This window comes from Paenibacillus sp. JJ-223, from assembly GCF_927798175.1.
GTDB lineage: Bacteria > Bacillota > Bacilli > Paenibacillales > Paenibacillaceae > Paenibacillus > Paenibacillus hubeiensis.
The window spans coordinates 224836-248691 of sequence record NZ_CAKMMP010000002.1 but is presented as its reverse complement, the minus strand read 5'-3'; the positions used below and the strand labels follow the sequence as shown (position 1 = coordinate 248691).

21 protein-coding genes are annotated in these 23856 nt (G+C 53.2%); 13 read left to right on the top strand and 8 right to left on the bottom strand.

Going from position 1 to position 23856, the window contains the following annotated elements:
• Window positions 1-16: 16 nt before the first annotated feature.
• Window positions 17-967 carry a sugar ABC transporter permease gene (locus tag L6H98_RS04675; protein ID WP_236413282.1) on the bottom strand — a complete coding sequence of 317 codons (951 nt, stop codon included), beginning with the start codon at window positions 965-967 and terminating at the stop codon, window positions 17-19.
• Window positions 968-1021: 54 nt separating this feature from the next.
• Window positions 1022-2296, bottom strand: a complete 1275-nt coding sequence (locus L6H98_RS04670; protein ID WP_236413280.1) for an ABC transporter substrate-binding protein — start codon at window positions 2294-2296, stop codon at window positions 1022-1024.
• A 332-nt stretch (window positions 2297-2628) separates the two neighbouring features.
• On the opposite strand from L6H98_RS04670, the gene L6H98_RS04665 reads away from it, so the two are divergent.
• The 5 genes from L6H98_RS04665 (at window position 2629) to L6H98_RS04645 (ending at window position 8871) form a co-directional block, all read left to right on the top strand.
• Entirely contained in the window at window positions 2629-3396 is a 768-nt protein-coding gene (locus L6H98_RS04665) for a GTP cyclohydrolase II (protein WP_236413278.1), read from the top strand.
• A 240-nt stretch (window positions 3397-3636) separates the two neighbouring features.
• A complete protein-coding gene (locus tag L6H98_RS04660) occupies window positions 3637-4206 on the top strand; it encodes a glycerol-3-phosphate responsive antiterminator (RefSeq protein ID WP_236413276.1) in 570 nt (189 codons plus the stop codon).
• Between the two features lie 66 nt (window positions 4207-4272).
• Complete coding sequence (gene glpK / locus L6H98_RS04655; protein ID WP_236413274.1) at window positions 4273-5760, top strand: glycerol kinase GlpK; 1488 nt, start codon at window positions 4273-4275, stop codon at window positions 5758-5760.
• A gap of 394 nt (window positions 5761-6154) precedes the next feature.
• Entirely contained in the window at window positions 6155-7813 is a 1659-nt protein-coding gene (locus L6H98_RS04650) for a glycerol-3-phosphate dehydrogenase/oxidase (protein ID WP_236413272.1), read from the top strand.
• 68 nt (window positions 7814-7881) lie between these two features.
• Complete coding sequence (locus L6H98_RS04645) at window positions 7882-8871, top strand: Gfo/Idh/MocA family oxidoreductase (RefSeq protein WP_236413270.1); 990 nt, start codon at window positions 7882-7884, stop codon at window positions 8869-8871.
• A 115-nt stretch (window positions 8872-8986) separates the two neighbouring features.
• Here L6H98_RS04645 and L6H98_RS04640 read toward each other — a convergent pair whose 3' ends face one another.
• Complete coding sequence (locus L6H98_RS04640) at window positions 8987-9259, bottom strand: helix-turn-helix domain-containing protein (protein WP_236413730.1); 273 nt, start codon at window positions 9257-9259, stop codon at window positions 8987-8989.
• A gap of 443 nt (window positions 9260-9702) precedes the next feature.
• Between L6H98_RS04640 and L6H98_RS04635 the strand changes: the two genes are divergently transcribed.
• Complete coding sequence (locus L6H98_RS04635) at window positions 9703-10077, top strand: DoxX family protein (RefSeq protein ID WP_236413269.1); 375 nt, start codon at window positions 9703-9705, stop codon at window positions 10075-10077.
• A 155-nt stretch (window positions 10078-10232) separates the two neighbouring features.
• Here L6H98_RS04635 and L6H98_RS04630 read toward each other — a convergent pair whose 3' ends face one another.
• The 3 genes from L6H98_RS04630 to L6H98_RS04620 all read right to left on the bottom strand — a co-directional run bounded on the left by L6H98_RS04630 (window position 10233) and on the right by L6H98_RS04620 (window position 11901).
• A complete protein-coding gene (locus L6H98_RS04630) occupies window positions 10233-10742 on the bottom strand; it encodes an AbrB/MazE/SpoVT family DNA-binding domain-containing protein (protein ID WP_236413268.1) in 510 nt (169 codons plus the stop codon).
• 110 nt (window positions 10743-10852) lie between these two features.
• A complete protein-coding gene (locus tag L6H98_RS04625) occupies window positions 10853-11533 on the bottom strand; it encodes a CidB/LrgB family autolysis modulator (protein WP_236413267.1) in 681 nt (226 codons plus the stop codon).
• The gene (locus L6H98_RS04620) at window positions 11530-11901 is read right to left on the bottom strand and encodes a CidA/LrgA family holin-like protein (RefSeq protein WP_236413266.1); all 372 of its coding nucleotides are present in this window, start codon (window positions 11899-11901) and stop codon (window positions 11530-11532) included. Before L6H98_RS04620 ends, L6H98_RS04625 begins: the two co-directional genes overlap by 4 nt.
• A 166-nt stretch (window positions 11902-12067) precedes the next feature.
• Here L6H98_RS04620 and L6H98_RS04615 point away from each other — a divergent pair, with 166 nt between their 5' ends.
• The 4 genes from L6H98_RS04615 to L6H98_RS04600 all read left to right on the top strand — a co-directional run bounded on the left by L6H98_RS04615 (window position 12068) and on the right by L6H98_RS04600 (window position 15411).
• Window positions 12068-12949 (top strand): LysR family transcriptional regulator, encoded by an 882-nt coding sequence (locus L6H98_RS04615; RefSeq protein ID WP_236413265.1) that lies wholly within the window; start codon window positions 12068-12070, stop codon window positions 12947-12949.
• Between the two features lie 61 nt (window positions 12950-13010).
• Window positions 13011-13868 (top strand): carbon-nitrogen hydrolase family protein, encoded by an 858-nt coding sequence (locus tag L6H98_RS04610; protein WP_236413264.1) that lies wholly within the window; start codon window positions 13011-13013, stop codon window positions 13866-13868.
• A gap of 35 nt (window positions 13869-13903) precedes the next feature.
• On the top strand, window positions 13904-14593 hold the full coding sequence (locus L6H98_RS04605; RefSeq protein ID WP_236413263.1) for a GNAT family N-acetyltransferase: 690 nt from the start codon (window positions 13904-13906) through the stop codon (window positions 14591-14593).
• Between the two features lie 146 nt (window positions 14594-14739).
• Window positions 14740-15411 (top strand): GNAT family N-acetyltransferase, encoded by a 672-nt coding sequence (locus tag L6H98_RS04600; RefSeq protein WP_236413262.1) that lies wholly within the window; start codon window positions 14740-14742, stop codon window positions 15409-15411.
• Between the two features lie 352 nt (window positions 15412-15763).
• Here L6H98_RS04600 and L6H98_RS04595 read toward each other — a convergent pair whose 3' ends face one another.
• The gene (locus tag L6H98_RS04595; protein WP_356722651.1) at window positions 15764-17830 is read right to left on the bottom strand and encodes an LTA synthase family protein; all 2067 of its coding nucleotides are present in this window, start codon (window positions 17828-17830) and stop codon (window positions 15764-15766) included.
• A 345-nt stretch (window positions 17831-18175) separates the two neighbouring features.
• Between L6H98_RS04595 and L6H98_RS04590 the strand changes: the two genes are divergently transcribed.
• The 3 genes from L6H98_RS04590 to L6H98_RS04580 all read left to right on the top strand — a co-directional run bounded on the left by L6H98_RS04590 (window position 18176) and on the right by L6H98_RS04580 (window position 22738).
• The gene (locus L6H98_RS04590) at window positions 18176-20521 is read left to right on the top strand and encodes an ATP-dependent DNA helicase (RefSeq protein WP_236413260.1); all 2346 of its coding nucleotides are present in this window, start codon (window positions 18176-18178) and stop codon (window positions 20519-20521) included.
• Window positions 20522-20626: 105 nt separating this feature from the next.
• Window positions 20627-22105, top strand: coding sequence for an alpha-amylase (locus tag L6H98_RS04585; protein WP_236413258.1), 1479 nt, complete (start codon window positions 20627-20629; stop codon window positions 22103-22105).
• A gap of 210 nt (window positions 22106-22315) precedes the next feature.
• Window positions 22316-22738: a hypothetical protein gene (locus tag L6H98_RS04580; protein ID WP_236413256.1), complete on the top strand. Its 423-nt coding sequence runs from the start codon at window positions 22316-22318 to the stop codon at window positions 22736-22738.
• A gap of 220 nt (window positions 22739-22958) precedes the next feature.
• Here L6H98_RS04580 and L6H98_RS04575 read toward each other — a convergent pair whose 3' ends face one another.
• Window positions 22959-23714 (bottom strand): MBL fold metallo-hydrolase, encoded by a 756-nt coding sequence (locus L6H98_RS04575; protein ID WP_236413254.1) that lies wholly within the window; start codon window positions 23712-23714, stop codon window positions 22959-22961.
• Window positions 23715-23856 lie beyond the last annotated feature (142 nt).

Here is a 23856-nt window from a genome sequence, read left to right as displayed (position 1 = left end):
GCTCCTCCTTGTCACATCAGGATGACTTGCCTTGAACGAGCTTCCAGTTCACGATCGAGAACAGCGCGATGATCAGGAACATGCCCCACCCGACGGCAGCGCCGTATCCGAAATAGTTGTTGATGAACGATTCCCGGTACAAATAAAGCACGATCGTCATTCCGGCAGCGCCTGATCCGCCGTCATTGCCCACCAGAATTTGCGGTTCCGTAAACAGCTGCATGCCGCCGATGGTCGACGTGATGACTGTGAACAGAATGACGGGCCGCAGCATCGGGATCGTAATTCGGAAAAAGGACTGCACGCCCGAAGCCCCGTCAATGCGGGCAGCTTCGTACAGCGTTTGGGGAATGCTCTGGAGACCGGCCAGGTAAATGACGGCATTATACCCGGTCCAGCGCCAGACGACCATGGAAGAAATCGCAACCTTGATGCCCCATGGCGCATTCAGCCATTCCACGACCGGAAGGCCGACCGATTGCAGCAAATAATTGAGGAAGCCGTAATTGTTGGCAAACAAGGCCCCGAAAATAATGGCAACGGCCACGATGGACGTGACGTTAGGCAGGAAATAGCCGACGCGGAAGAGGGTACGGAATTTCACAAACGGTGCATGCAGCAGGAAGGCTATAATCAGGGCAAAGAAGAGCATCGGAATCGTCGAGTAGATCCAGATGGCAAAGGTGTTCCCCACCGCCTGCCAGAACTCGGCATCGGTTAACATGTATTTGAAATTGTTCAGTCCGTTATAGGTCATGATGCCGATGCCATCCCACTTGTGGAAGGCAAGATATAATGAAAATCCGATCGGAAAGAGTCCGAAGACGGCAAACAGAATATAAAACGGCGAAATAGCTACATATAACGAGCGGTTTTCCCAGATGCGGGACAGGAGAGGTTTCTGACGATCCAGATCGGGGCGTGCGCCGGCTTGATCCGGAGTAAGACGCGGTTCAGTTACGGCCATGGGAATTTCCTCCTTTGCGGGTCATCCTTGCATGGGCGGTGCCATTCATACAACCTAACGCTGCAGCTCGCGGTCGACGCGCTGCACCGTATCATTCCATACTTGCTGCGGATTGGCATTCTGCTTGGCGATATCGTTCAGGCGCCGCGTAATGATGCCATGCACGGAAGGATACCTTTCGCCAAAGAAGGCAATCGGGACGTGTTGTGCCGATTCGGCAAATACGCTTCCGGTAGCTTGCCCGCCAAAGAAAGGCTCTTCCTCTTTCATGGAAGGCGAATCGAATACGCTTGGCGCGGACGGGAACAGGTTCAACGTCTGGTATTGTTCCAATTGGTTTTCCGGATTTTGCAGCCAGCGAATCAGTTCAAAAGCTTCCTGCGGATGTTCGCTGGATTTAAGAATGGACAAAAAGGATCCGCCATTGTTGCCATCTCCGCCCGGCGCACGGGCTACCCTCCATTTGCCGGATGTATCCGGGGCGGCCTCCTGCAGCACTTGCTTCATCCATACAGCGCCCACGAAGGAGGCGATTTCCCCGTTGTTCATGGCTGCGTTCCAGCCGGGAGTCCACCCGTCGGCATTGGCCAGCAGTCCCTTTTCCTTGAAGGATATCGCGGTATCCCAGCTCGTCTTGACCAGAGGCGAATCCAGGCCAAGGAACGTTCCGTCCGGCTGGAAGTAGCGGTCCGTGCCTTGAGACAACACTTGATTGTAAACGCTACCAATATTGTCGGTCAGAAACACTTTGCCTCCGAACGCATTCTTGAGCTTCTCGCCGGCCGCTGCATAAGCTTCCCAGCTGTTGATCTGACGGGATACTTCATCCGGATCGGACGGCAGTCCGGCTTCCCGGAACAGGTCTTCGCGATAGAACAGGGCGGTTGGTCCCGTATCCATCGGGAATCCGATCATTTGTCCGCTTGGCGTCACGCCTTGTTTCCACTTCCACTCCAGATATTGGTCTTCAATGTCTCCCGCGCCGAGATCATACAGGTTATAGAAACGGTCCTCACTCGGAAAGAGCTCCATGATCCAGTCGTTCAACGCAACGATATCCGGTTCGCCGGAACGGGCTGCAAGCGTGGTTTTGAGTTTGGCTTTGAAGTCGCCCCCGATTTTTTGGGCCGTTAGTTGAATGTTGGGGAACTGCTCCTGTGCCTTGGCTAACAGCTTGTCGTCAATGGAACGGTTCCAATACCACAATGTAAGCGCTGCCTTTTTGCTGGTCGCTGAATCGTCCTGCCCTGGCCAAATGGAACACCCGCCCAATAGCAGAACGCATGCCATGAATGCGGCGACCCAGCAAGCTCTTTTTCGGCGGATCATATGCACTACCCCCTTAAGGTTAAGATGCCAACGTGAAGTAAAGTGGATTTTGCCGACTACACCATCATTGTATGAGCAGTTTCTAAACTCATAACCAATATTCCTGAAACGAATCACAAATTTGTGTCCATGATTTAGTTATAGATTTGTCAGTTACTTTAAAAACAAAAGTTACTTGACACCATCTAATTTTTATTTTAAACTTGCTTACATAAAGTAACTAATGATGATGACAATGATATATATCACTGCAGATGCCTATTCAAGTGGTCCGCTTACCCGGACGCGAATCATAAAATAGCTTTAGAACGCATAGCGGGAGGAACCTTTCGATGATAAATTCGCATACTATACAATTGCTCGCCCCGAAAATACAGACTATTCCAAGTGGAAAAGAATTTATATACTTGGTCGGCCCCATCAAGCTTCCGGTGAATCTGGATGGCGAAACACGCATCTTCCAATGGTACAGCTGGATGAAGGCGGAGAAAGAGATGGACAGCCGCGAACTGATCGAATCACTGGCGGCGGCTGAACTGGCGGAACGTCAACAATCCAGCGTGCTTGTTTACGGCGATTTCGCCCAAGCCACGGAAGCGCTCATTCGGATGCACAGCATTTGCCATACCGGCGACATTTTTGGCAGCAAGCGCTGCGACTGCGGCTTCCAGCTGGAGCAGTCCATGAAGATGATTGCCGCTCACGGCGCTGGAGCTTTGTTCTACTTGGCGAACCATGAGGGTCGCGGCATCGGTTTGTTCAGCAAAGCCATGGCTTATCTGCTGCAGGAAGAAGGCATGGACACCGTAGATGCCAACCTTCAGCTTGGATTCACGGACGATGCACGCAATTACGATGACGCCATCGCCGTGCTGCGCGCACTGCGTCCAGAGCCGGTTACTCTGATCACCAACAACCCTCGCAAGCTGGCTGCCTTGCAGGAGGCTGGACTGAACGTTGGCGGACGCGTTCCGCTCTGGGGGGACCGTTCGGCGTATAACGAGAAATATTTGCAAACCAAGGTCAATCGTTCCGGCCACCTTTCGGAAAGTGATGTTTGGGATGTGGCAGCAAGTTCTCTTCCGCATGCCCAGGCGTAACGAAAGAACCAAGAAGCTTTCGCCGCAGATCATTGTTTGTTCGACCCGCCTGATGCCTGATGAATAGATGCGAATTTATTCGTATAAAAAACAACGAGGAGCCAGTCACGTATTGACTGGTTCTTTTTTCATGCACGGAATACTTAAAATTTGAAATAATTTCTCGTATTCGAAAATCTTGCTGACCGACAGTTGTCAATTATACAATGGAACCATCCGAATCATGTAAGGGGGAGCTCCATGCCATTTGAGGGACAATGCATGTTACCGGCGGCCAAAAACATGAAGCAGTTCGAAGCGATCATCGCAGGGCCGTACCGATACGGCATTCTGCTGGATACCCATATCGGCCAGCTTCAGGGCATTTTGAACGAGGCTCGGCGGCGGGACAAAAACATGCTGCTGCATGCCGACCTGGTGCAAGGTCTCAAAAACGATGAATTCGCGGCAGAGTTCCTATGTCAGCAGATCCGTCCGGCAGGATTGATCTCGACGCGGGCGAGCGTGATTCAGAAAGCGAAGCAAAGAGGGATCACTGCGATTCAGAGGGTGTTTCTGCTGGATACGAATGCACTGGAAAAAAGCTATCAGCTGCTCGACAAAACGCGGCCCGATTACATCGAGGTGCTGCCCGGCGTCATTCCGCATATCATTACCGAGGTGTATGAACACACAGGGATACCGATTATAGCGGGCGGTTTGATCCGTTCCGTACAGGAGGTCGAGCAGGCTCTTCATGCCGGAGCTCAAGCGGTAACGACGTCCAATGACGATCTGATCCGACACTATGGGAAAACGCTTACAAAGTAACCCGGCGTGAAATCGCAATGAACAGTGCTGTGAACATAACGAATGCGTGCAGGAGGGGATGCAAGGATGGATCAATATATTATGGCCCTTGACCAAGGGACCACCAGCTCAAGGGCAATTTTGTTTAATCGAAACGGGGAGATCGTGCACACGGCACAGCAGGAATTTCCGCAGTATTTTCCAAAGCCGGGGTGGGTGGAGCAGAATGCCAACGAAATCTGGAGCTCCATTCTGGCCGTCATGGCTTCCTGCCTGGCGGAGAGCGGCATTAAGCCGGCGCAAATTGCCGGGATCGGCATTACCAATCAGCGCGAAACCGTGGTGGTCTGGGACAAGGAAAGCGGGCGTCCCATCTACAATGCCGTCGTCTGGCAGTCGCGCCAAACGGCGGGAATTTGCGAGGAGCTCAAGTCCAAAGGGCTGGACGACGTATTCCATCGCAAAACAGGGCTGCTCATAGATCCTTATTTTTCGGGAACGAAAGTACGTTGGATCCTGGATCATGTGGAAGGTGCGCGGGAACGCGCCGAGCGCGGAGAATTGCTGTTCGGTACGATCGACAGCTGGCTGATCTGGAAGCTAAGCGGGGGGACGCATGTGACCGATATGTCCAATGCTTCCCGTACGCTGATGTACAACATTTACGAGTTGAAATGGGACGAAGAGCTGCTGGCCATTCTCGATATTCCGCAAGCGATGCTGCCGGAAGTGAGGGGATCCTCCGAAGTATATGCCCACACGACGGAATATCATTTCTTCGGCCACCGGGTTCCGATCGCGGGTGCGGCCGGAGACCAGCAAGCCGCATTGTTCGGTCAAGGCTGTTATACGCGGGGGAGCATGAAAAATACGTACGGAACCGGCTGTTTCATGCTGATGAATACGGGCAAAGAGCCGGTTCAATCGGAGCATGGGCTGATTACCACGATTGCCTGGGGCATCGACGGCGGAGTGGAGTATGCGCTCGAGGGCAGCATCTTCGTTGCAGGCTCGGCGATTCAATGGCTCCGGGACGGCTTGCGGATGCTGCGTTCGTCGCGTGACAGCGAGGACTACGCAGCACGCGTCCCATCGACGGATGGCGTGTACATGGTGCCGGCTTTTGTGGGGCTCGGAAGTCCATATTGGGACAGCGAGGTCAAAGGTGCGATATTCGGCCTGACGCGCGGCACGACCAAGGAGCATTTCATACGGGCGACGCTGGAGGCGCTGGCCTATCAGACCCGGGATGTCCTTGAGGCTATGGAATCGGACTCGGGTATCGAGGTGGGGGCCTTGCGCGTGGACGGCGGGGCAGCGGCCAACGATTTTCTCATGCAGTTCCAGAGCGACATTCTGGGCATGCCGGTAGAGCGGCCTGCAGTGAATGAAACGACGGCTTTGGGAGCGGCTTATCTTGCCGGTCTTGCGGTTGGTTACTGGAAGAGCAGAACCGAGCTGAGCAATCATGAAAATACGGAGCGTTTGTTCCGTCCGAGCATGCCGGAGGAAAGAAGAACGGAGTTATACAAGGGTTGGCAGCGGGCAGTCCGGGCGGCAATGGCGTTTAAATAGACCCGGCGGGCCTTGTTGTGGATATTTGTACTTTATCGACAAAGATATACAATAGCTGTGATTAAATGGTGGAAAATCATTCATAAGAGGCAGGTTTAATTTTCCTGGTCCGCAGAATTGGGGTAACCATAATAAGGGAAATAAAAGGGTATGTGGGTCATATTGAAATTACACCCTATAGCAAAAGGTGGATTCAAAAATTTTTTGAATAATGTGTCATTTCAGGCCTTCACGCCGCCCAAATTGTGTGGTAGGATTAAGGCACAAGTTAAAAAATGATGTCTGGAGATCGGGAGAGACCACGTAACGCTCAGCTATCGCTGCGGCGCATGACGTGGTCTTTTTTTTGTCCTTTTGCGGAGAAAATGAATGGAAATCAGTGGAGGCGATTCGGATGACTGCAACGTTCTCGGCCGGAAAACGAACCGATGTATTACATGAAATGGCGAATGCACATTTTGACATACTGATTATCGGAGGAGGCATCACCGGAGCCGGCATCGCGCTGGATGCCGCATCGCGCGGACTGAAGACGGCTTTGGTGGAGATGCAGGATTTCGCTGCCGGAACCTCCAGCCGCTCGACCAAGCTGATTCATGGCGGACTTCGTTATTTAAAGCAATTCGAAGTAAAAATGGTTGCCGAAGTCGGGCGTGAGCGAGCCGTCGTTTATGAAAACGGACCCCATGTGACGACGCCGGAACCCATGCTTCTGCCCATTTATAAAACCGGAACGTTCGGTCGGCTGAGCACCTCCATCGGTTTGATGGTTTACGACCGCCTGGCGGGCGTGAAGTACAGCGAACGCCGCCGTATGCTGAATGCCCGTGCCGTCTCGGATATGGAGCCGCTGCTTCGTAGGCAGGAGCTTCTGGGCGGCGGCCTATACGTGGAATATCGGACGGACGATGCCCGCCTTACGATCGAAGTGATGAAAGAGGCGGTGAGCCGCGGAGCTCAAGCCATCAACTATGTGAAGGCCGATGGCTTCATTAAGAAGGACGGCAAAGTCGTTGGCATTCAGGCGACCGATCAGTTGGATGGACGAACCTGCATGCTGCATGCCGACAAGGTGATAAACGCTTCGGGACCATGGGTGGACCGTCTTCGCGAGTTGGACGGTTCCCGCCAAGGGAAGACGCTGCAGCTCACCAAGGGCATTCATCTGGTGTTTGACGGCAAGCGTTTTCCGCTCAGGCAGGCGGTATATTTCGATACGCCCGACGGGCGCATGGTTTTTGCCGTCCCGCGGGATGGGAAAACCTATGTAGGAACGACGGACACGGTATATAAGGATGACCCGGCTCATCCGCTCATCGACGATTCCGACCGGGAGTATGTGTTGGAGGCGATCCGGAACATGTTTCCGGACGTGCGTGTTACGGCGGAAGACGTGGAGTCGGCCTGGGCAGGCGTGCGCCCGCTGATTCATGAGGAAGGAAAGGGTCCCTCCGAGATTTCCCGCAAAGACGAAGTGTGGGTGTCCCGCTCGGGATTGATTACGATTGCAGGCGGCAAGCTTACCGGTTATCGGAAAATGGCCGAAATGGTCGTTGATCTGGCGGCCCGCCAACTGGAAGAGGAAACAGGCCGGTCCGCAGGCCCGTGCATTACGAAGCGGCTGCCCATTTCCGGCGGAGACGTCGGCGGGTCGGCAGGATATGCTGTTTATGCGGAGCGCAAAATCAAAGACGGCGTAGCGTTGGGGCTGGAGCGAGCCGTCGCGGAAAGGCTGGTCCGCACCTATGGCTCCAACGTGGATCGGCTTTATGCACGTTTGTCGGGTCTGCGGGGCAGATCAGAGGTGCACGGCATGCCGATCGAACTTTTCTTGATGGCAAGCTATGCCATGGAGGAAGAGATGGCAGCGACGCCGGCGGACTTCTGGGTACGGCGCACAGGGGCTCTCTTTTTCCGGATCGGGGAAGTTCGCCAATGGAAGGGCGCTGTCGCCGCATACATGAGCCAGGTTTTGCACTGGACGGAGGAGCAGGCCTCGCATTACGGCGAAGAATTGGACCGATTGTTGTCCGAGGTTTCGTTTCGGCGTTAAGGGAGGATTTAGCGAATGGGGGTCGAATGGAACATGTAAGCGTATAACATGGAGAGGGGACTGCAGCGATGACTTTACAGATTGGCATAATCGGCACAGGCTGGTTCAGCAAGGTGCATGCAGATATATTGACCCGGATGGAGGGCGTGCGCGTGGCTGCCGTTCTTGGCACATCACTGGAAAAGGCGGAAGCCATGGCCAACGTCTACGATGCTGCCGGGTATGAAGAGTTGGGACATATGTTGGATGGACAGAAGCTGGATGCTGTCTATATTTGCGTGCCTCCGATGTCCCACGGTGCGATTGAATTGGAATTGATTCGCCGCGGCGTCCCGTTCCTGGTCGAGAAACCGCTGAGCACGGGATTGGATGTGCCGCAGCAGGTGCTTGGCGAAATCAGAAAGACGAATATGTTGACATCGGTGGGATACCATTTCCGTTACCAAGGGGCTGCACAGGTGCTGCGGGAAGCGATGCAGAATCAAAAAGTGGGCATGGCCCTTGGCCGCTGGATGGGCGGCATGCCGGGAGTAGCCTGGTGGCGTCGCCAGGATGGATCGGGTGGTCAGTTCGTGGAGCAGACCACCCATATCGTGGACCTGCTGCGCTTCTGCGCGGGCGAGGTGACAGAGGTATACGCGGCCGCTGCGCAGCGAGTCATGCACGAGACTCACGAGAATGTCACCGTGGACGATGTGGCCAATGTCACGCTCCAATTGCAAAGCGGCGCCATTGCAAGCATTGCGAACACCTGCCTGCTCCCGGACGGAGAAGGCGGAGCGGGGCTGCAATTCTACACGGCTAGCGGCGTGTGGGATTGGACGCCTGATCGGCTTCTGCTGCCCGTTGCGGCGCCGCATCCGATGGCCGGCCATGAGCTTCCGGCGGGAGCCAATCCGTACGAACGGGAAAATGAAGCGTTCATTCACGCGCTTCGCACCGGCGACCGCTCACGCATTTTGTCCGACTACGAAGACGCTTATCGGACGCAGGAAATCACTGTGGCGGCGCAGGTTTCGCTCGAGTCCGGCCTGCCTGTAAAGCTCCACGTCCGCTAACTCTTCATCCGATAAACGAAAACGCCTGATTCTGAACCGACCCGCAAGGGTCAGCCAGAATCAGGCGTTTTTTGTGTTAAAGCATGTTGTTTTTGTCGGCAGGCAGCCATAAAGCCTATTTCTTGAGCCACTCCGATGACCAGCCATAAATTTGATTGATGACAGGTTCGATGGCTTTGCCTTTTGGGGTCAGTTCATATTCGACGCGGGGAGGAATCTCCGGATACATGTGCCGCGAGACGATGCCCTCCATCTCCATTTCCTTCAGGCGTTCGGATAATAGTCGGCCGCTGATGGCCATCTCGGCTTCCAATTCGGTAAACCGTTTCGGGCCGGACAGCAGTTGATACATGATCAGCAGCACCCACTTTTTGCCGATGATATCCATGGCCTGAGTGATCAGGCAAGGGCTGGGCGGCGCTTTTTTTCTCAGCTTCAATCTATTCACCTCAATTCCGGTAAAGACATATCCATATTTGTATATATAAAGAGCTTGGCTTTCTGTCACTCGAACCGTGGTAAGGGGACAAGCAAGTCAATAAAGAGTTACTACAATTATTACTGTAACATACCTTTTGTATGTATTATACACCATTCCGCAAAAAATTACTTGATTAAATAATGTTATTATTATATACTCGCTTCATAAAAGTAAGTAAATAATAAAAATATAACAATGTATTAAATAATACCAACTAAATTATCGATACTAGAAATTTGTTTTAAAAATAAAGCTGTTTGCTCAGCTATTACATAGATTCTTTTTAATATGCATTTCGTTGGCAGGATGCTTTCGAACATTCAAATATAATGCGTCAGGAGTGAATGGAAATGAAAATGTTGGGTTATATTGCGCTGGTTATTTTGACAGGGGTGTTCGTGATGACGGGGTTCAACAAGGTAAGCGGATCGGAGATGATGGTGCAGACCTTCGAAGGATTTTCATATCCGGCCTGGACGATGTATCTCATCGGTGCAGTCGAGCTGCTGAGCGCCGTGGGCCTGCTTATCCCGCGTACACGCATGGTTGCGGCCGGTTTGTTGACTTTTATCCTGATTGGGGCTGTGGGCACCCATCTGATATATGGCCAATATGCGGCCTTAGGGTTCCCTGCAATTCTGCTTGTGGCGAATATCATTGTGCTGCTGATCGGAATGCGCCAAATGGAGGAAGAGGAGCTCGACGCTTTTCAGGCGATCTCATAATATGACTTTACACTGAAAAAGAGGAACGCCCGAATCCGCGGCAATCCTCTTTTTTTGGCTTGATCCAAAAAAAGAAGAACCCGCATGTTATTCAGGGTTCTCTTGCAACGGGATCCCGGTCACCCGGAAGTCTCCATATGTTTTTGATGTCGCGATTATAGCAGTTTCTTTAATTGGGAGACGCGTCCTTGGCTGATGCCAAGCTTCTCTGCAATTTGCTGCTGGGCCAGGCCGGGATGCTGTTCAACGATTTCTCTCATTTGCTGCAGCATGCGGGCCGTTTTGGGCCGCAGGTCCGGATACTCGTTGCCGGCTTTCTCGTCCGAATTGGATGAAGCGGCTCGGGCGGATTCGGAAGCAGGACGCTCCGCGGATGCAGGAGATTTTTTCGGTTGAGGAACGAACCATTCGGGAGTGTCTTCCGGGTGTTTTAATTGAGTTGCACAGGTCCGGCAGATGAATTGCTCTTTGAAATACATTTCTGTATCCAGGTTTCCGCAAAACACACACAATGTCGATTTGTACTTTCTTAAAATCAACTCTTTCCCTTCAATGAAAAATTCAAGAGGATCGCCGATATGGATTTCCATCGTATCCCGCATTTCTTTGGGAAGGACAATTCGTCCAAGGCGGTCCAGAGATCTCTTCATTCCGGTTCTTTTCATCGCATCTCCCCCGCAATATTAACTTTGAAAACCTGTCCTTATTGTAAGGAAGAAAGGGCTTTATTACAACAATTATATTTCAAAAAAAAGGGATAATTCCATCTATTATATTACGGAAAAATAAGCTTGGAGAGCAGGGGGGCCACTGCCAAGGTGAATAAGGCGGCGAGCACCATGGAGATGCTGGAGATGGTGCCCGTCAGCGAGCTGAATTCGAACGCTTTGGACGTTCCCGTGCCGTGGGCCCCGGTCCCAAGCAGCGTGCCGCGGGCAATTTCGCCTTCGATGCGCAGCATTTTTACGATGGACGGGCCGATGGTGGCGCCGAGCAAGCCGGTCATGATGACAAATACGGCCGTAACGGCCGGAATGCCGCCGATGGTGGCCGAGACGTTCATCGCAATCGGCGTGGTGATCGATCTCGGAATCAGGCTGTGTACAAGCCCGGCGTCGAGGTGCAGCAGCTTGGCCAGCAGGGCCGAGGACAACACCGCGACCACGGAGCCCGTCATGACGCTGAAGACGATCTCCGAGACGTGTTTTTTGAGCACATGGAAAAACGTATATAACGGAACGGCGAAGGCAACGGTAGCCGGTTGAAGCAAAAGGCTCAGCCATTTGCCGCCCATGCTGTACGTTTCATAATTGGTGCCTGTAGCGATGAGCACCAGCGTGACAATCAGCGGTGTGATGAGCAGCGGTGACAAATATACTTTGGGCAGACTGCGGTACATGCGTTTGGCGATCCAGTAAATGCCGACCGTGAGCAGCAAGCAAAGAAATCCGATCATCCCGTATGACGCTCCTTTCTTTTGGCGATTCGGCTGGCGACGAGACCCGTGCAGGCCATCACCAGAAACGTGCTTAACAGCACGATGAACAAAATTTGCAATCCGTCCTGTTCCAGCATCGGCACGTAATTCATGATGCCTACGGCCGACGGAATGAAAAACAGCAGCAGCTCGCCCAGGAGCCAGCCCGCGCCAACCTCGATCCAGCGCAGCTTCACGACGCCGGCCTGGAGCAGAAGGAACAGGATCACCATGCCGAGGATCGATCCCGGGACGGGCAGATGGAGAACTCGGGCCAATTGGTCCATCCCGAGCGAGAACACCATGAGCAGCGCAACCTGCACGATGCCAATGCCCCATTTTTTCACGGTAAACCCTCCTTTGAATATGTGAATGAAGAACATGTTTGTTATGAAAAATGAAAGTAATAAAGCTTTGTCATTTCAAATTTTACAGCGACATCTTTCATGAGTAAAATGCATATTAAGAATATTTATCATTCCATTTATCTATGGAAGGGGTGGGCATATTACGATGGATATTCGCCATTTGCAATATTTTCTCGAGGTAGCGAGACAGCAGAGCTTCACCAAGGCGGCAGAAGTGCTGTTTATCACACAGCCCACGATCAGCAAAACGGTAAAAAGCCTGGAGGACGAGCTCGGCGTGATCTTGTTTGATCGTTACGGCAAAAGGGTGGAGTTGACCGATGCGGGCCATGTGTTCTTCCGTCAGGCGCAGGAAATCGAAAAGTCGTTCCGCAGCTTGTCGTCGGAATTGGACGATCTGATGAACCTGAAGAAGGGACATTTGCGCATCGGTCTGCCACCGATGGTGGGATCCAGCTTTTTCCCGATGATTATTGGCGAGTTTCACAAGGCATTTCCCCAAGTGACCATCGAACTGTTCGAAGACGGCGCGAAAAAAGTGGAGGCCGACGTGATCAGCGGTGCGCTGGATATCGGTGTGGCCGTGCTGCCCACGGTGGACGAGGTGCTCGATCACTTCGTATTCGTGGAGGAAAAGCTGAACCTGCTCGTACATCCTTCCCATCCGCTTGCCGACAAGGGGACGGTTGCGCTGCGCGAACTGGAGCATGATGCTTTCGTGCTGTTCAGGGAGGACTTCGCGCTGCACGACCGGATTATCGCTGCCTGCCAGGGAGCGGGATTCCAGCCGCGCGTCGTCTATGAGAGCTCGCAGTGGGACCTGCTTAGTTCGATGGTGGCTGCCAATTTGGGAGTGGCGCTGCTGCCGGAAACGATCTGCCGCGAGGTGGACCATATGCGCGTGCGGATCATGTCCGTGGAAGAGCCCGTTATTCCTTGGCAGCTGGGCATGATCTGGCGCAAAGATCGTTATCTTTCGTTTGCCGCGAGGGAGTGGATTTCGTTTACGCAATCGAAGCTGAAATGATTAGGAATATCACGGTTTCATTGGTAAAATGAAATCAGACTATGGTGGAGGTGTTTGTTCGATGAAACTGCGGGTATCCGCTGTGCAATACCATTTGGAAACGATCGGCTCGTTCGAGCAATTTGCTGCTCAGTCCGAGCATTACATACGGGCAGCCAGCGAATTCGGCACTGAATTCGTGCTGTTTCCCGAGTTTTTTACCACGCAGTTAATGTCCATCGGGGATGAGCAGGGTAACGCACTGACCATTGAGGACTTGCCGGATTTCACGGACCAGTATGAACAGTTGTTTACGTCGCTGGCGGCGAAGTATGGCATGCACCTCATCGGGGGAACACATGTCATCCGCCGTGAAGGCAAGCTGTACAACACGGCTCACCTGTTCTATCCGGACGGCCGCATCGCGCGCCAAGCCAAAATCCACATTACACCTACGGAAGTGGATGAATGGAACATGGCGCCTGGCGAAGGGCTTGAGGTGTTCGACACGGATAAAGGCCGGATTGCGATGCTGACTTGTTATGATATTGAATTTCCGGAAATCGTACGCATGGCGAAGGCGAAAGGGGCTGACGTCATTTTCTGCCCATCCTGCACGGATGACCGTCATGGCTTCTATCGCGTCCGTTATACGAGCCACGCGCGTGCGGTGGAGAACCAGGTCTATGTTGTACTCACCGGAACGGTGGGCAGCCTGAAAACGGTTGACTTCATGCGGGCCAATTATGGTCAAGCCGCGATTATTACGCCGAACGACGTACCGTTTCCGCCGCGCGGCATTTTGGCCGAAGGGGAAATCAATGACGACATGCTCGTAACGGCTGACCTTGATCTTGATCTGCTGTATGAGGTGCGCGAACGCGGTTCGGTTACCACATGGCGCGACCGTCGTACCGATCTGTACACCGATTGGAAATAAACGTGCTTCGATTATGGCAGAAAGGGGGTTCAGCGATGGCTCAGCATGGCTTGTATCGGAAAGAGATGTACATTGCCGGCCCGGATCGGAACGGCAGACCGGCCAAGGCCGTCATTCGCAGCTATGCCGCAGCCGACTTCGACGAGCTGATCCGCATTCAGGCGGAGAGTTTCCCGCCGCCATACCCGGAGGAGCTGCTGTGGAACCATGAGCAGCTCACCAGCCACATTGCGCATTATCCTCACGGAGCCATATGTATCGAAGTGGATGGCGAGCTGGCAGGATCAATGACGTCGCTGCGCATGAACTGGGACCCTGATCACCCGGCGCAGCATACCTGGGCCGAAGTGACGGATGACGGTTATATTCGCAATCATCAGCCGGATGGCAATACGTTATATATCGTCGATCTTTGCGTTCGTCCCAAGTATCGCAAATGGGGGCTGGCCCAGCTTATGATGCAGGCGATGTACCATCTGGTGATCGCTCAAGGGATGGACCGCTTGCTGGGCGCAGGCCGGATGCCGGGGTATCATCTCGTTGCCGGACAGATGTCGGCAGAAGCGTACCTGGAGAGCGTAACCGCGGGAGAGCTTCGCGATCCGGTCGTCTCGTTCCTTTTGCGCTGCGGGCGAATGCCCGTGGGCGTTGCGGCGGACTATTTGGACGACGAGGAGTCCTGCAACTATGCCGCCCTGATGGAGTGGCGCAATCCGTTCAAGTAACGTGCGGCAAAGTACTTTTAAGTCAACGATTCTTGGTTGAATTGGACATTTATACGATAACGATCGGAAGATGTTTCTGACCACGCAGTGGCTCCGTTTAACAATCATTCATTCAAAAGCATGTAAATGATAAGGAGGCCGTCATCATGGAATATCAACGAATTACATCGATTGAAGACCCGCTGTTCGCCCAGATGCACAACCTGATGAAGGAGATTTTCCCGCCTGAGGAAGTGCTTGACTTCCCGCTGTGGAAGGAACCGCTGGAAGACCCGGGCATCCGCGTATTCGTGGCGGTTCATGAAGGACAGGTTGTAGGTGCGACCGAATATCGCTATTACGAGGACTGGAACGTGGCCATGACCGACTTCACGATCATCGGCCGCGAAGGACTTGGCATTGGCGCATTTCTGGCCAACCACCGGAAGCGTGACCTGCAGGCACTCGCTGCAGCGAACGGCAAAGAGCTGTTCGGCATGTTTGCCGAAATCTACAACCCGTACCTGAGCCAGGATCATTCGTTCGGCGGCATTAAACCGATGGACCCTTACGTACGCCGCGAGGTGCTGTCGCACCTCGGATACAAACGGATCGACTTCCCGTATGTTCATCCGTCCTGGCAGGGAGACGGCGAAGCGGTGGGAGGATTGGATCTATGCTTCATGCCTGGCGACGAGGAGCTGGCCGAGCTCCCGGCAAGCCTGGTGTACGATTTCCTGAACCGGTACTATGCCGTACTGCCGAACAAACCGCAGGAATGGCTGGACATGGCGGCAAAGCTGTCGGAACGGAACAAGGTGTCCCTGCTGCCGTTGTAATTCATTGTATGAGACGATGAGCAACATAGAGTAGCCGTTCTTAACACAAAATAGCCCGCAGAGCAGTCCGTCACCGGACCCGCGTCTGCGGGCTTTCGACATTTCATGAATATATAAACCGCAAAAAACAAACACACGTTAACGAAGAGGCAGAACCAATCTGGAGAAGCAAAGCGTTCTAAAAGCTTTCTGAAAGAAAGCTGCATCGGAAGCATAGGCTTATCACCGGATTTTCCCCTTAGAAAAGGGGAATCCAAAAAATCTGGGGATAACAGCGATCGGAAGATGGTACTGCACTCGCATTGCCCTAGTGTGAATGATTAGTGCGGTTTATATAGATTGAATAATGGCGTTATTGATCTTGATTTCGGTCCGGGAGCTGGCTCAGATAACTATTGGACAAATGAATGAGTTCCAGTGCCCGTTCATATTGTTCTTTGGTGATGTACGGCGTGGAAGCTGCCGATGAATTCTCGTCCTGAGCAGTCTCTGGCTGATGATCCTCTGTTTGATCCTCCGCTTTTACGGTATCAGCAGCATGAACGTCTTTAGTGTTACCTTCCTCAGCATTGCCATTCACCATGGCCGGAGTGGCTTCATCTTGTGCGGAGTCATCCACGGCCGGTTTCAGCGCAAGCATGTTTCTCGCCGCAGCTTCTTCCAAAGAATAATGGGTGCCGTCCCCATACCCGGTTTTCGGAATAAACAATGACGCATCGTTCAGCACCGATCCGGAAGGCAAATAATAACGCTCCGGCAGCAGGTTGCCGCCTTCCCTCAGCAGATCTTGCCCGAAGTGCAGCTGATTCTCCAAGGACAAACCCGTCAGTCCGGCAATCGTTGGCAGAATGTCGACCTGGCCGCCGATCTGTCCGAGCTGCGTTCCCGGCGCCACGCCCGGCGAAGAGATGATCAGCGGAATGTTGATCATGTCCGCAGACGTATATTCGCGGCCGTAGATCTCTTTCATGAGCGCTTTGTCGTCTTTGTCGAGCGAGTAGATCGGAAGGCCGAGGTGATCACCGTATACGACGAGCAGGCTGTTATCCCACAATCCGCGCTGCTTCAGTCCCTCGATGAAAGTCCCCACAGCCTTGTCTGCATAATGCTGGGACACCAGGTAGTTGCCGGGCAGCGTATTTTTGAATCGTTCGGGAAGGGTCATATCGACCTTTCGTTCAGGCAATTCATAAGGATGGTGCGCCGACATAGAGATGACCTGTGCGTAAAAAGGAGATCCTGAAGCTTGCATTTCCTCCAGTTTATCCAGCGTTTTGGCGTATAACACCTCATCTGATGCGGAGAAAGCAACCGTGTCCTCCGTTCCGAAATATTTCAAATCATAATAATGGTCGAATCCTAGCGCTTGATACAGCTGATCCCGGTTCCAGAAATGAACGTCATTGGTGTGGAATGTCGCCGTCTGGTAACCGTTTGCCCCCATCAGTCTGGGCAGGCTGGGCAGTTCTTTACTGGCATAGACTGTTGAAGCGGCTCCGTTTGGGGGAATATAAAACGACGTATTCACCACAAATTCGGCATCCGACGTATTTCCCTGTCCCACCTGTTGGTAGAAATTCGGGAAATACAGGCTTTTCCGTGCCAATTCGTTCAAATTCGGAGTCACTTCCTGCCCATCCACTTCCAGCCCGATCAGGAAGTTCTGGAATGACTCCAACTGCAGCACGATGACATTACGGCCTTTGGCTGCGCCGGCTTCCACGACGGCAGGCACGCTCGTTGTCTGCTTGAGCTCGTTCACGGCGTTCTGGTCGATCGCCTCCAGCGGGACGGGTTTTTTCGGCCGATCCGCCAGAATCGTAAATGCCTCATACCCGAGAATGCCCATCTGTTCAGCCTGGATAAGCTCGTTCATGCTAGCCCGATTGGGATAAATGTTGAGCAAGCAAACGACTAAGGAGAGCACGAGAATGACGGACGCAATCCGTCTCCGGGTACGCTTCTCAAGCGGAATGCGCCCCGGGAGTTCAAGGCCTCCATGCCGGATGCGACGACGGATCAGGATGCCTCCGATGACGATAATATCGGTGAAAATAAACAGATAATACGGATCAAGCAGGGAGAACATGCTGCTCTTCACCGCAGTGACTTGGTTGACTTGCGCCAGGGCATGGTAATTGACGATGACCCCGTAATATTTGTAATACATAATGGCTGCAAAAAAAATGCCGGACAGGAGCAAATCCAATCCGAGGTACGCCCACATGCGCCGTTTAGCCGCAAACCATTCGATCAGGCAGAAGCAGATCCAGATGAGCGGCAATTCGGTCAACAAGGGCTTCCATACCGGAATATCGTCGAAGATCACGATCCAGGCGAGAGAGCTCTTGATCATCATGATCACGGTGAATAAGATGAACGGTCCGCTTAGAAACCGGCCGAGTGAGCTGCGTGACAAAATACCGCCTTCCCTTCCGTTGTTTCATTTACAATTATTATGCTATGTTCAGGCGAGCCGTGTCAAAAAGCACCAAGCATCATCCTGAAACGAATCGAAACGATCCATCTTTGCGGGGTTGGTCAGGAAACGACCAGGTATTGAATAGAGGTTCATGAGCTTCTCCCCCTTATTGTGCATTTCTTTATGGTTTACTACTCAAGATAGCTTATGGTAACGCTGATCCAAACCCGGTTTGATGGTTCCTCGCGGAAATGGGTGCTGCATTTAAATACGTCCGTAAACATGAAATCAGCCAGTATTTCATGGTAAAGTATAGGGACTATATACGGAACGGGTGATCGCATGACAACTGAAATTCGAATACCGGTAAGACCGTTGGTGGAATATGTATACCGGAGCGGAAGCATTCGTCCCGGCTTTCGTACCAATGCCTCGATGCATGAAGGAACGCGCATTCACCAGCGGGTGCAGAAGGATTATGCGGAGGAAGACCTGAAGGAGGTGTTCCTGGAGGCGAAGCTGCAATACGGCGATTTGGTCTACGTCATCGAAGGGCGCTGCGACGGCTTGATCCGCCTGGATGGGCAGCTGACCGTGGATGAGATCAAATCAACGGCAGGCAATCTGGACGATCTGGGGGAGGGTGCTCCCGTGCATTGGGCTCAAGCCATCATGTACGCTTACATGATAGCCGTCCAGCAGGATGAGCCGCGTATGCAGGTACAGCTTACTTACGTGCATTCGATGAGCAACGAGGAGCGCCGCATGCGGCGCATGCTGGAGCGGGAAGAGCTGGAGCAGTTCGCTGCCGAGGTCATCGCGGGTTACGCGCCGTATGCGGAAATGATGGTTGCCCATGAGCAGAAACGGGATGAGACGGTTCGCGGGCTTGGTTTTCCTTTTCAAAAGTATCGGGAGGGACAGCGAAAGCTGGCCGGGGCGGTATACCAGACGATTCGCGAGGGCAAGGGGTTGATGGCCAAGGCTCCCACAGGGATCGGCAAAACGATGTCCGTGCTCTTCCCGACGGTCAAGGCGATCGGGGAAGGCGAGGCAGGCAGGCTGTTTTATTTGACCGCCAGAACGACGACGCGTGCTACTGCGGAAGAGGCGTTTGCGCGCATGCAGGCACAGGGTCTTCACATGCATGTCATCAGCCTGACCGCCAAGGATAAAATTTGCTTCAAGGAAGAGGAAGCATGCGACGCCGGGCAATGCGGGATGTGCGAAGGCTATTATGACCGGATCAACGGTGCGGTGCTGGACATGCTGGAACACGAGACGTTGATGACGCGCCCGGTGATCGAGCAGTATGCCCGCAAACATCGGGTATGCCCGTTCGAATTCTCGCTGGATGCCGCGTATGCGGCCGATGCGGTGATTTGCGACTACAACTATATTTTCGACCCCCGGATTTCCCTGAAACGCATGCTGGAAGAGCAGAAACGCAAGACGGTTCTGCTCGTGGACGAGGCCCACAATCTGGTGGACCGCGGCAGGATGATGTTTTCGGCCGAACTGGCGAAGTCCGCGTTCTTTGATACCCAGAGCACGTTCAAAGCGCTTGAGGGCAGCTTGCCTGCAGCGAAAGGCATCGCCAGCACGGCGGGTGCGGTGGACAAATACATGGGCACGATTCGCTCGCACGGCGAAAACGCGGGCGAACTGCTGAAAAAGGAGCCTCCCGAAGAGCTGTTCGACCTGCTGGAACCCTTCGTCATGGCAGCGGAGCAGTGCCTGCTTGAGGGTGGAGCGCAGGACGAGGAGGCTCAGGCGCTGCTGCTGGACGCATATTTTGCGTCGCAAAACTTCCTGCGGATCGGCAAGTTGTATGATGAGCGATTCATCACGTATGCCGAATGCGAGCGCAGCGAGGTGCGAATCAGGCTGTTCTGCCTGGACCCTTCGGTGCTACTGCGTCAGACGGCCAAAGGATTTCGGTCGGTCGTTCATTTCTCGGCCACGCTGTCGCCGATGGGGTATTACCGCGACATGCTGGGCGCGGGCGAGGACGACTACACGCTGCGGGTGCCTTCGCCCTTCCGACCGGAACAGCTCGACGTCAGGCTGATGCCGCTGTCCGTGCGCTATAAGGACCGGGAGCGCTCCCGAAGACCGATTGCGGGAATGCTGCGACAGCTGGCCGCGGAATGGCCGCAGGGCAATTTACTCGTATTCTTTCCTTCCTATCCGTACATGCGCGAAGTGTACGACACGTTCATGGAACAACCGGGCAATGTCGACGTCACCATGCAGCGGCAGGGCATGAGCGAGGAGGAGCGTGACCAGTTCCTGAATGCTTTCCAGCCTGATCCGGAACGTACCCGCATCGGCTTCGCCGTTCAAGGCGGTGTTTTTTCCGAAGGCGTCGATCTGCCGGGCGACCGCTTGAACGGCGTCGTTGTAGTGGGTGCGGGTTTGCCGCAGATCGGACTGGAAAACAACGTGCTTCGCGATTATTTTAATGAAACTGGACGCAACGGCTTTAATTACGCCTATATTTTCCCTGGCATGAACAAGGTGCTGCAGGCTGGCGGCAGGCTGATCCGTACGGAGGAAGACACCGGCGTACTGGTTCTCATCGATGACCGGTTTACGCAGGAGCCTTACCGTTCCCTGCTTCCGAAAGAGTGGCAGCATTTCACGCGCATTGCCCCTTCTGCAACTAATTTCTCTTCCAATGATTAAACCATGGGCCGAAAAGGGTATTACTTGGTTAGTTGACAACACGTAGAACTACCGAGCGAGCCGTTTTGCGGTCGGCTTCTGAAGCAATCCTAGGGAGGTTGGTTTATGAAGAGAAATCATACGATGATGCAGTTTTTCGAATGGCATCTGTCCGCAGACGGAAACCACTGGAAAAGGTTGGCCGAGCTGGCCCCCGAGCTGAAGGCGAAGGGAATCGACACGGTGTGGATTCCGCCCGTGACCAAAGCCATATCCAATACGGACACGGGATACGGCGTATACGACCTGTACGATCTTGGCGAATTCGACCAGAAGGGAAGCGTGCGCACGAAATACGGCAGCAAGCAGGAGCTGGTTGATGCCATCGCGGAGTGCCAAAAGAACGGCATCGCCGTTTATGTCGACCTGGTCATGAACCACAAGGCAGGAGCGGACGAAACGGAAGTGTTCAAAGTGATCGAGGTCGATCCGAACGACCGGACGAAGGAAATTTCCAAGCCGTTCGAGATTGAGGGGTGGACCAAGTTCACTTTTCCGGGGCGCGGGGACACGTATTCCTCTTTCAAATGGAACTACGAGCATTTCAACGGCACCGATTACGATGCCAAAGGGAAACGAAGTGGGGTGTTCCGCATTGCCGGGGAGAACAAAACCTGGAACAAAAACGTCGATCGGGAGTTCGGCAACTACGATTATTTAATGTTTGCGAACATCGACTACAACCATCCCGACGTCCGGCGTGAAATGCTGAACTGGGGCCATTGGCTGATCGACACGATCCAGTGCGACGGCTTCCGGCTGGACGCCATCAAACATATCAACCATGAATTCATCCGGGAATTTGCCGGAGAGATGATCCGCAAACGCGGCCAGGATTTTTATATTGTCGGCGAGTTCTGGCACCCAAGTCTGGATGCCTGCCGCAAATTTCTGGATACTGTCGATTACCGGATCGACCTGTTCGACGTATCGCTGCACTACAAGCTGCATGAGGCGTCCCTTCAGGGCCGCAACTTCAATTTATCCTCCATTTTTAACGATACGCTGGTGCAGACGCATCCTACCCATGCCGTTACGTTCGTGGACAACCATGATTCCCAGCCTCACGAAGCGCTGGAATCGTGGGTGGCGGACTGGTTCAAACCGAGCGCTTATGCACTGATCCTGCTGCGTAAGGATGGATATCCGGTTGTGTTTTATGGCGACTATTACGGGATTGGCGGTCCTGAACCGGTGAAAGGCAAACAGGACATTCTGGATCGTTTGCTGTATGCACGAACCAACAAAGCGTACGGGGAGCAGGTCGATTATTTCGATCATCCGAACACCATCGGCTGGGTAAGAAGGGGAGCGAAGGAGTTCGAGGGCTCCGGCTGCGCGGTGGTTATCTCCAACGGGGACGATGGCGAAAAACGCATGTGCGTAGGGCAGCACCATGCCGGCGAAACGTGGACCGATCTGACACTGAGCCGAAAAGAACAGATTAAGATCGGTCAGGACGGATGGGCCAGTTTCCCCGTTAACGGTGGTGGGCTGTCCGTGTGGGCACTGCCCGACGCGGCTGCGGGTCAGTCTTCGTCTTAATTCCTAATACAAAGCAAGCGGGCACTGTTTCCTGACTGAGTCGGTCTGGGACGGTGCCTTTTTGGATTAAACAAGGCAAATTACAGAGCCGCCCAAGCCGATAATATGACTATGTCAGTGGGGGGCATTTCGAGATCGATTCTAATCGGTCTTCCCATGGGTGTTATTTAGGTTTTAAAATGACGATTAGGGAGAAAAGGAGACAGAACAATGACAGTATACGACAAAGCAAAATACCATTATGACGGTGACTTTCCGGCGGAATTGTCCCATGATCAGGCTTATGTGCATATTGGTTTTTTCCTGGGGTGGTTGGTCGATCAGGGACTGTGCAGCAACGAGTTCTTGGATAAATACCGCGCGGATGTGGAGGCATTCAAAGCCAGAAAGCTCCTGAGCTCGCAGCTGTGCCGAAAAACGGGGGGTGTACTTGCGGCAGATATGTTGAACGATGAAGGGAATGCTTTTGCCGAGCGTGGGTATGAAAGTTATCTGAGCGACTACCTCTTTTTCGTGAACCATGATGACGCAGAATCGGTCTACCATGTGCCGGACACGTGGGAAAATTACGAGATGATTCGAGAGCAGTTGGATATTTCATATGAAATGTGGCGTGAAAGAAGACAGGGTTGATCCTTTAAAAGTACGCAGCGACTCGTATGCCCTGAACTCCGAGAGCTTGATCTGGAGCAGTTGATCGCCAAGCAGCGGATAGGTTTCAAACAGGACAATCGGAAGGATACACGCTGTCGGCCGGCAAAGGCTAACAGCGGTTCCCTTCCGTTCCCGCTCAAGGGACGTATGAGAACCGCTTTGGCGCGCCGTTGCGTGTTACCCGTTTCAGAAGGGCGCTTTACCCTCTGAGGACAAAGGTTTGAAGCTGTCCGGCCATTTGCAGGTCATGCGCCTGATTGAATGCGGCCCTTTTGCCGGCATCCGCATATTCGTCATGGTAATGCATCAGCACCGTTTTCTGCCGGATCTCGGCTGGCAGCTGCTGCAGATCCTGCAGCGAGGTATGGGATTTAATCACCAGATCGTGCATGTGGCATTCGTGGAAAATCAGCTGCACTTCATCGGCCGTCGCAATCAGCCTGTCCTGATCCAATGTGCTGTCGCCGCTGTAATCAAAGTATCCGCGGGCCAGCAGGCCGTTGCTTATCATGCCCGGTACATGCGTTGTCCGGAACGTTTCGAAGGTGACTCCGCCCAGCTCGAACGTGCCGCCGTCCGGCAGCGGAACGATGTCGTAATAATCATGCAGCGTACGCTCCCCATCCGTCGTATGACGCATGCCGGGAGACAAGATGCTCCATAACGGGTCTACCAATGCTTCGTGGATATACAGGCGCGGTCTGCGTCCGCTTACGATTTGGGAATAATAACCGAGCAGCTGGACGCCGTTGATATGGTCCTCATGCAGGTGCGTGATAAACACATTTTCGATATCGGTTAAAGGAAAGCCGTATTCTTTCAGCGCCCTGGCGTTCGATTCGGGAAAATCGATGACGAGATGCGTGCCGCCGAATTCGGCCAGCATGCTGTTGTGGTGCTGCTCGAAGCTAAACATGTCCCCCGTGCCGAGAAACGTAACCTTCATCTGTGTCATAACCCTTGATCATCTCCTCTGGATATGAATCTTCAAAACGGCATAAACAGGATAAATTCAGTATACCTTGTCTTTCGGTGGTGTGCCTAAATCAACCTTTTTTGAAATCGTTATCATTTTGTATTGAACTTTCGGGGCAAAC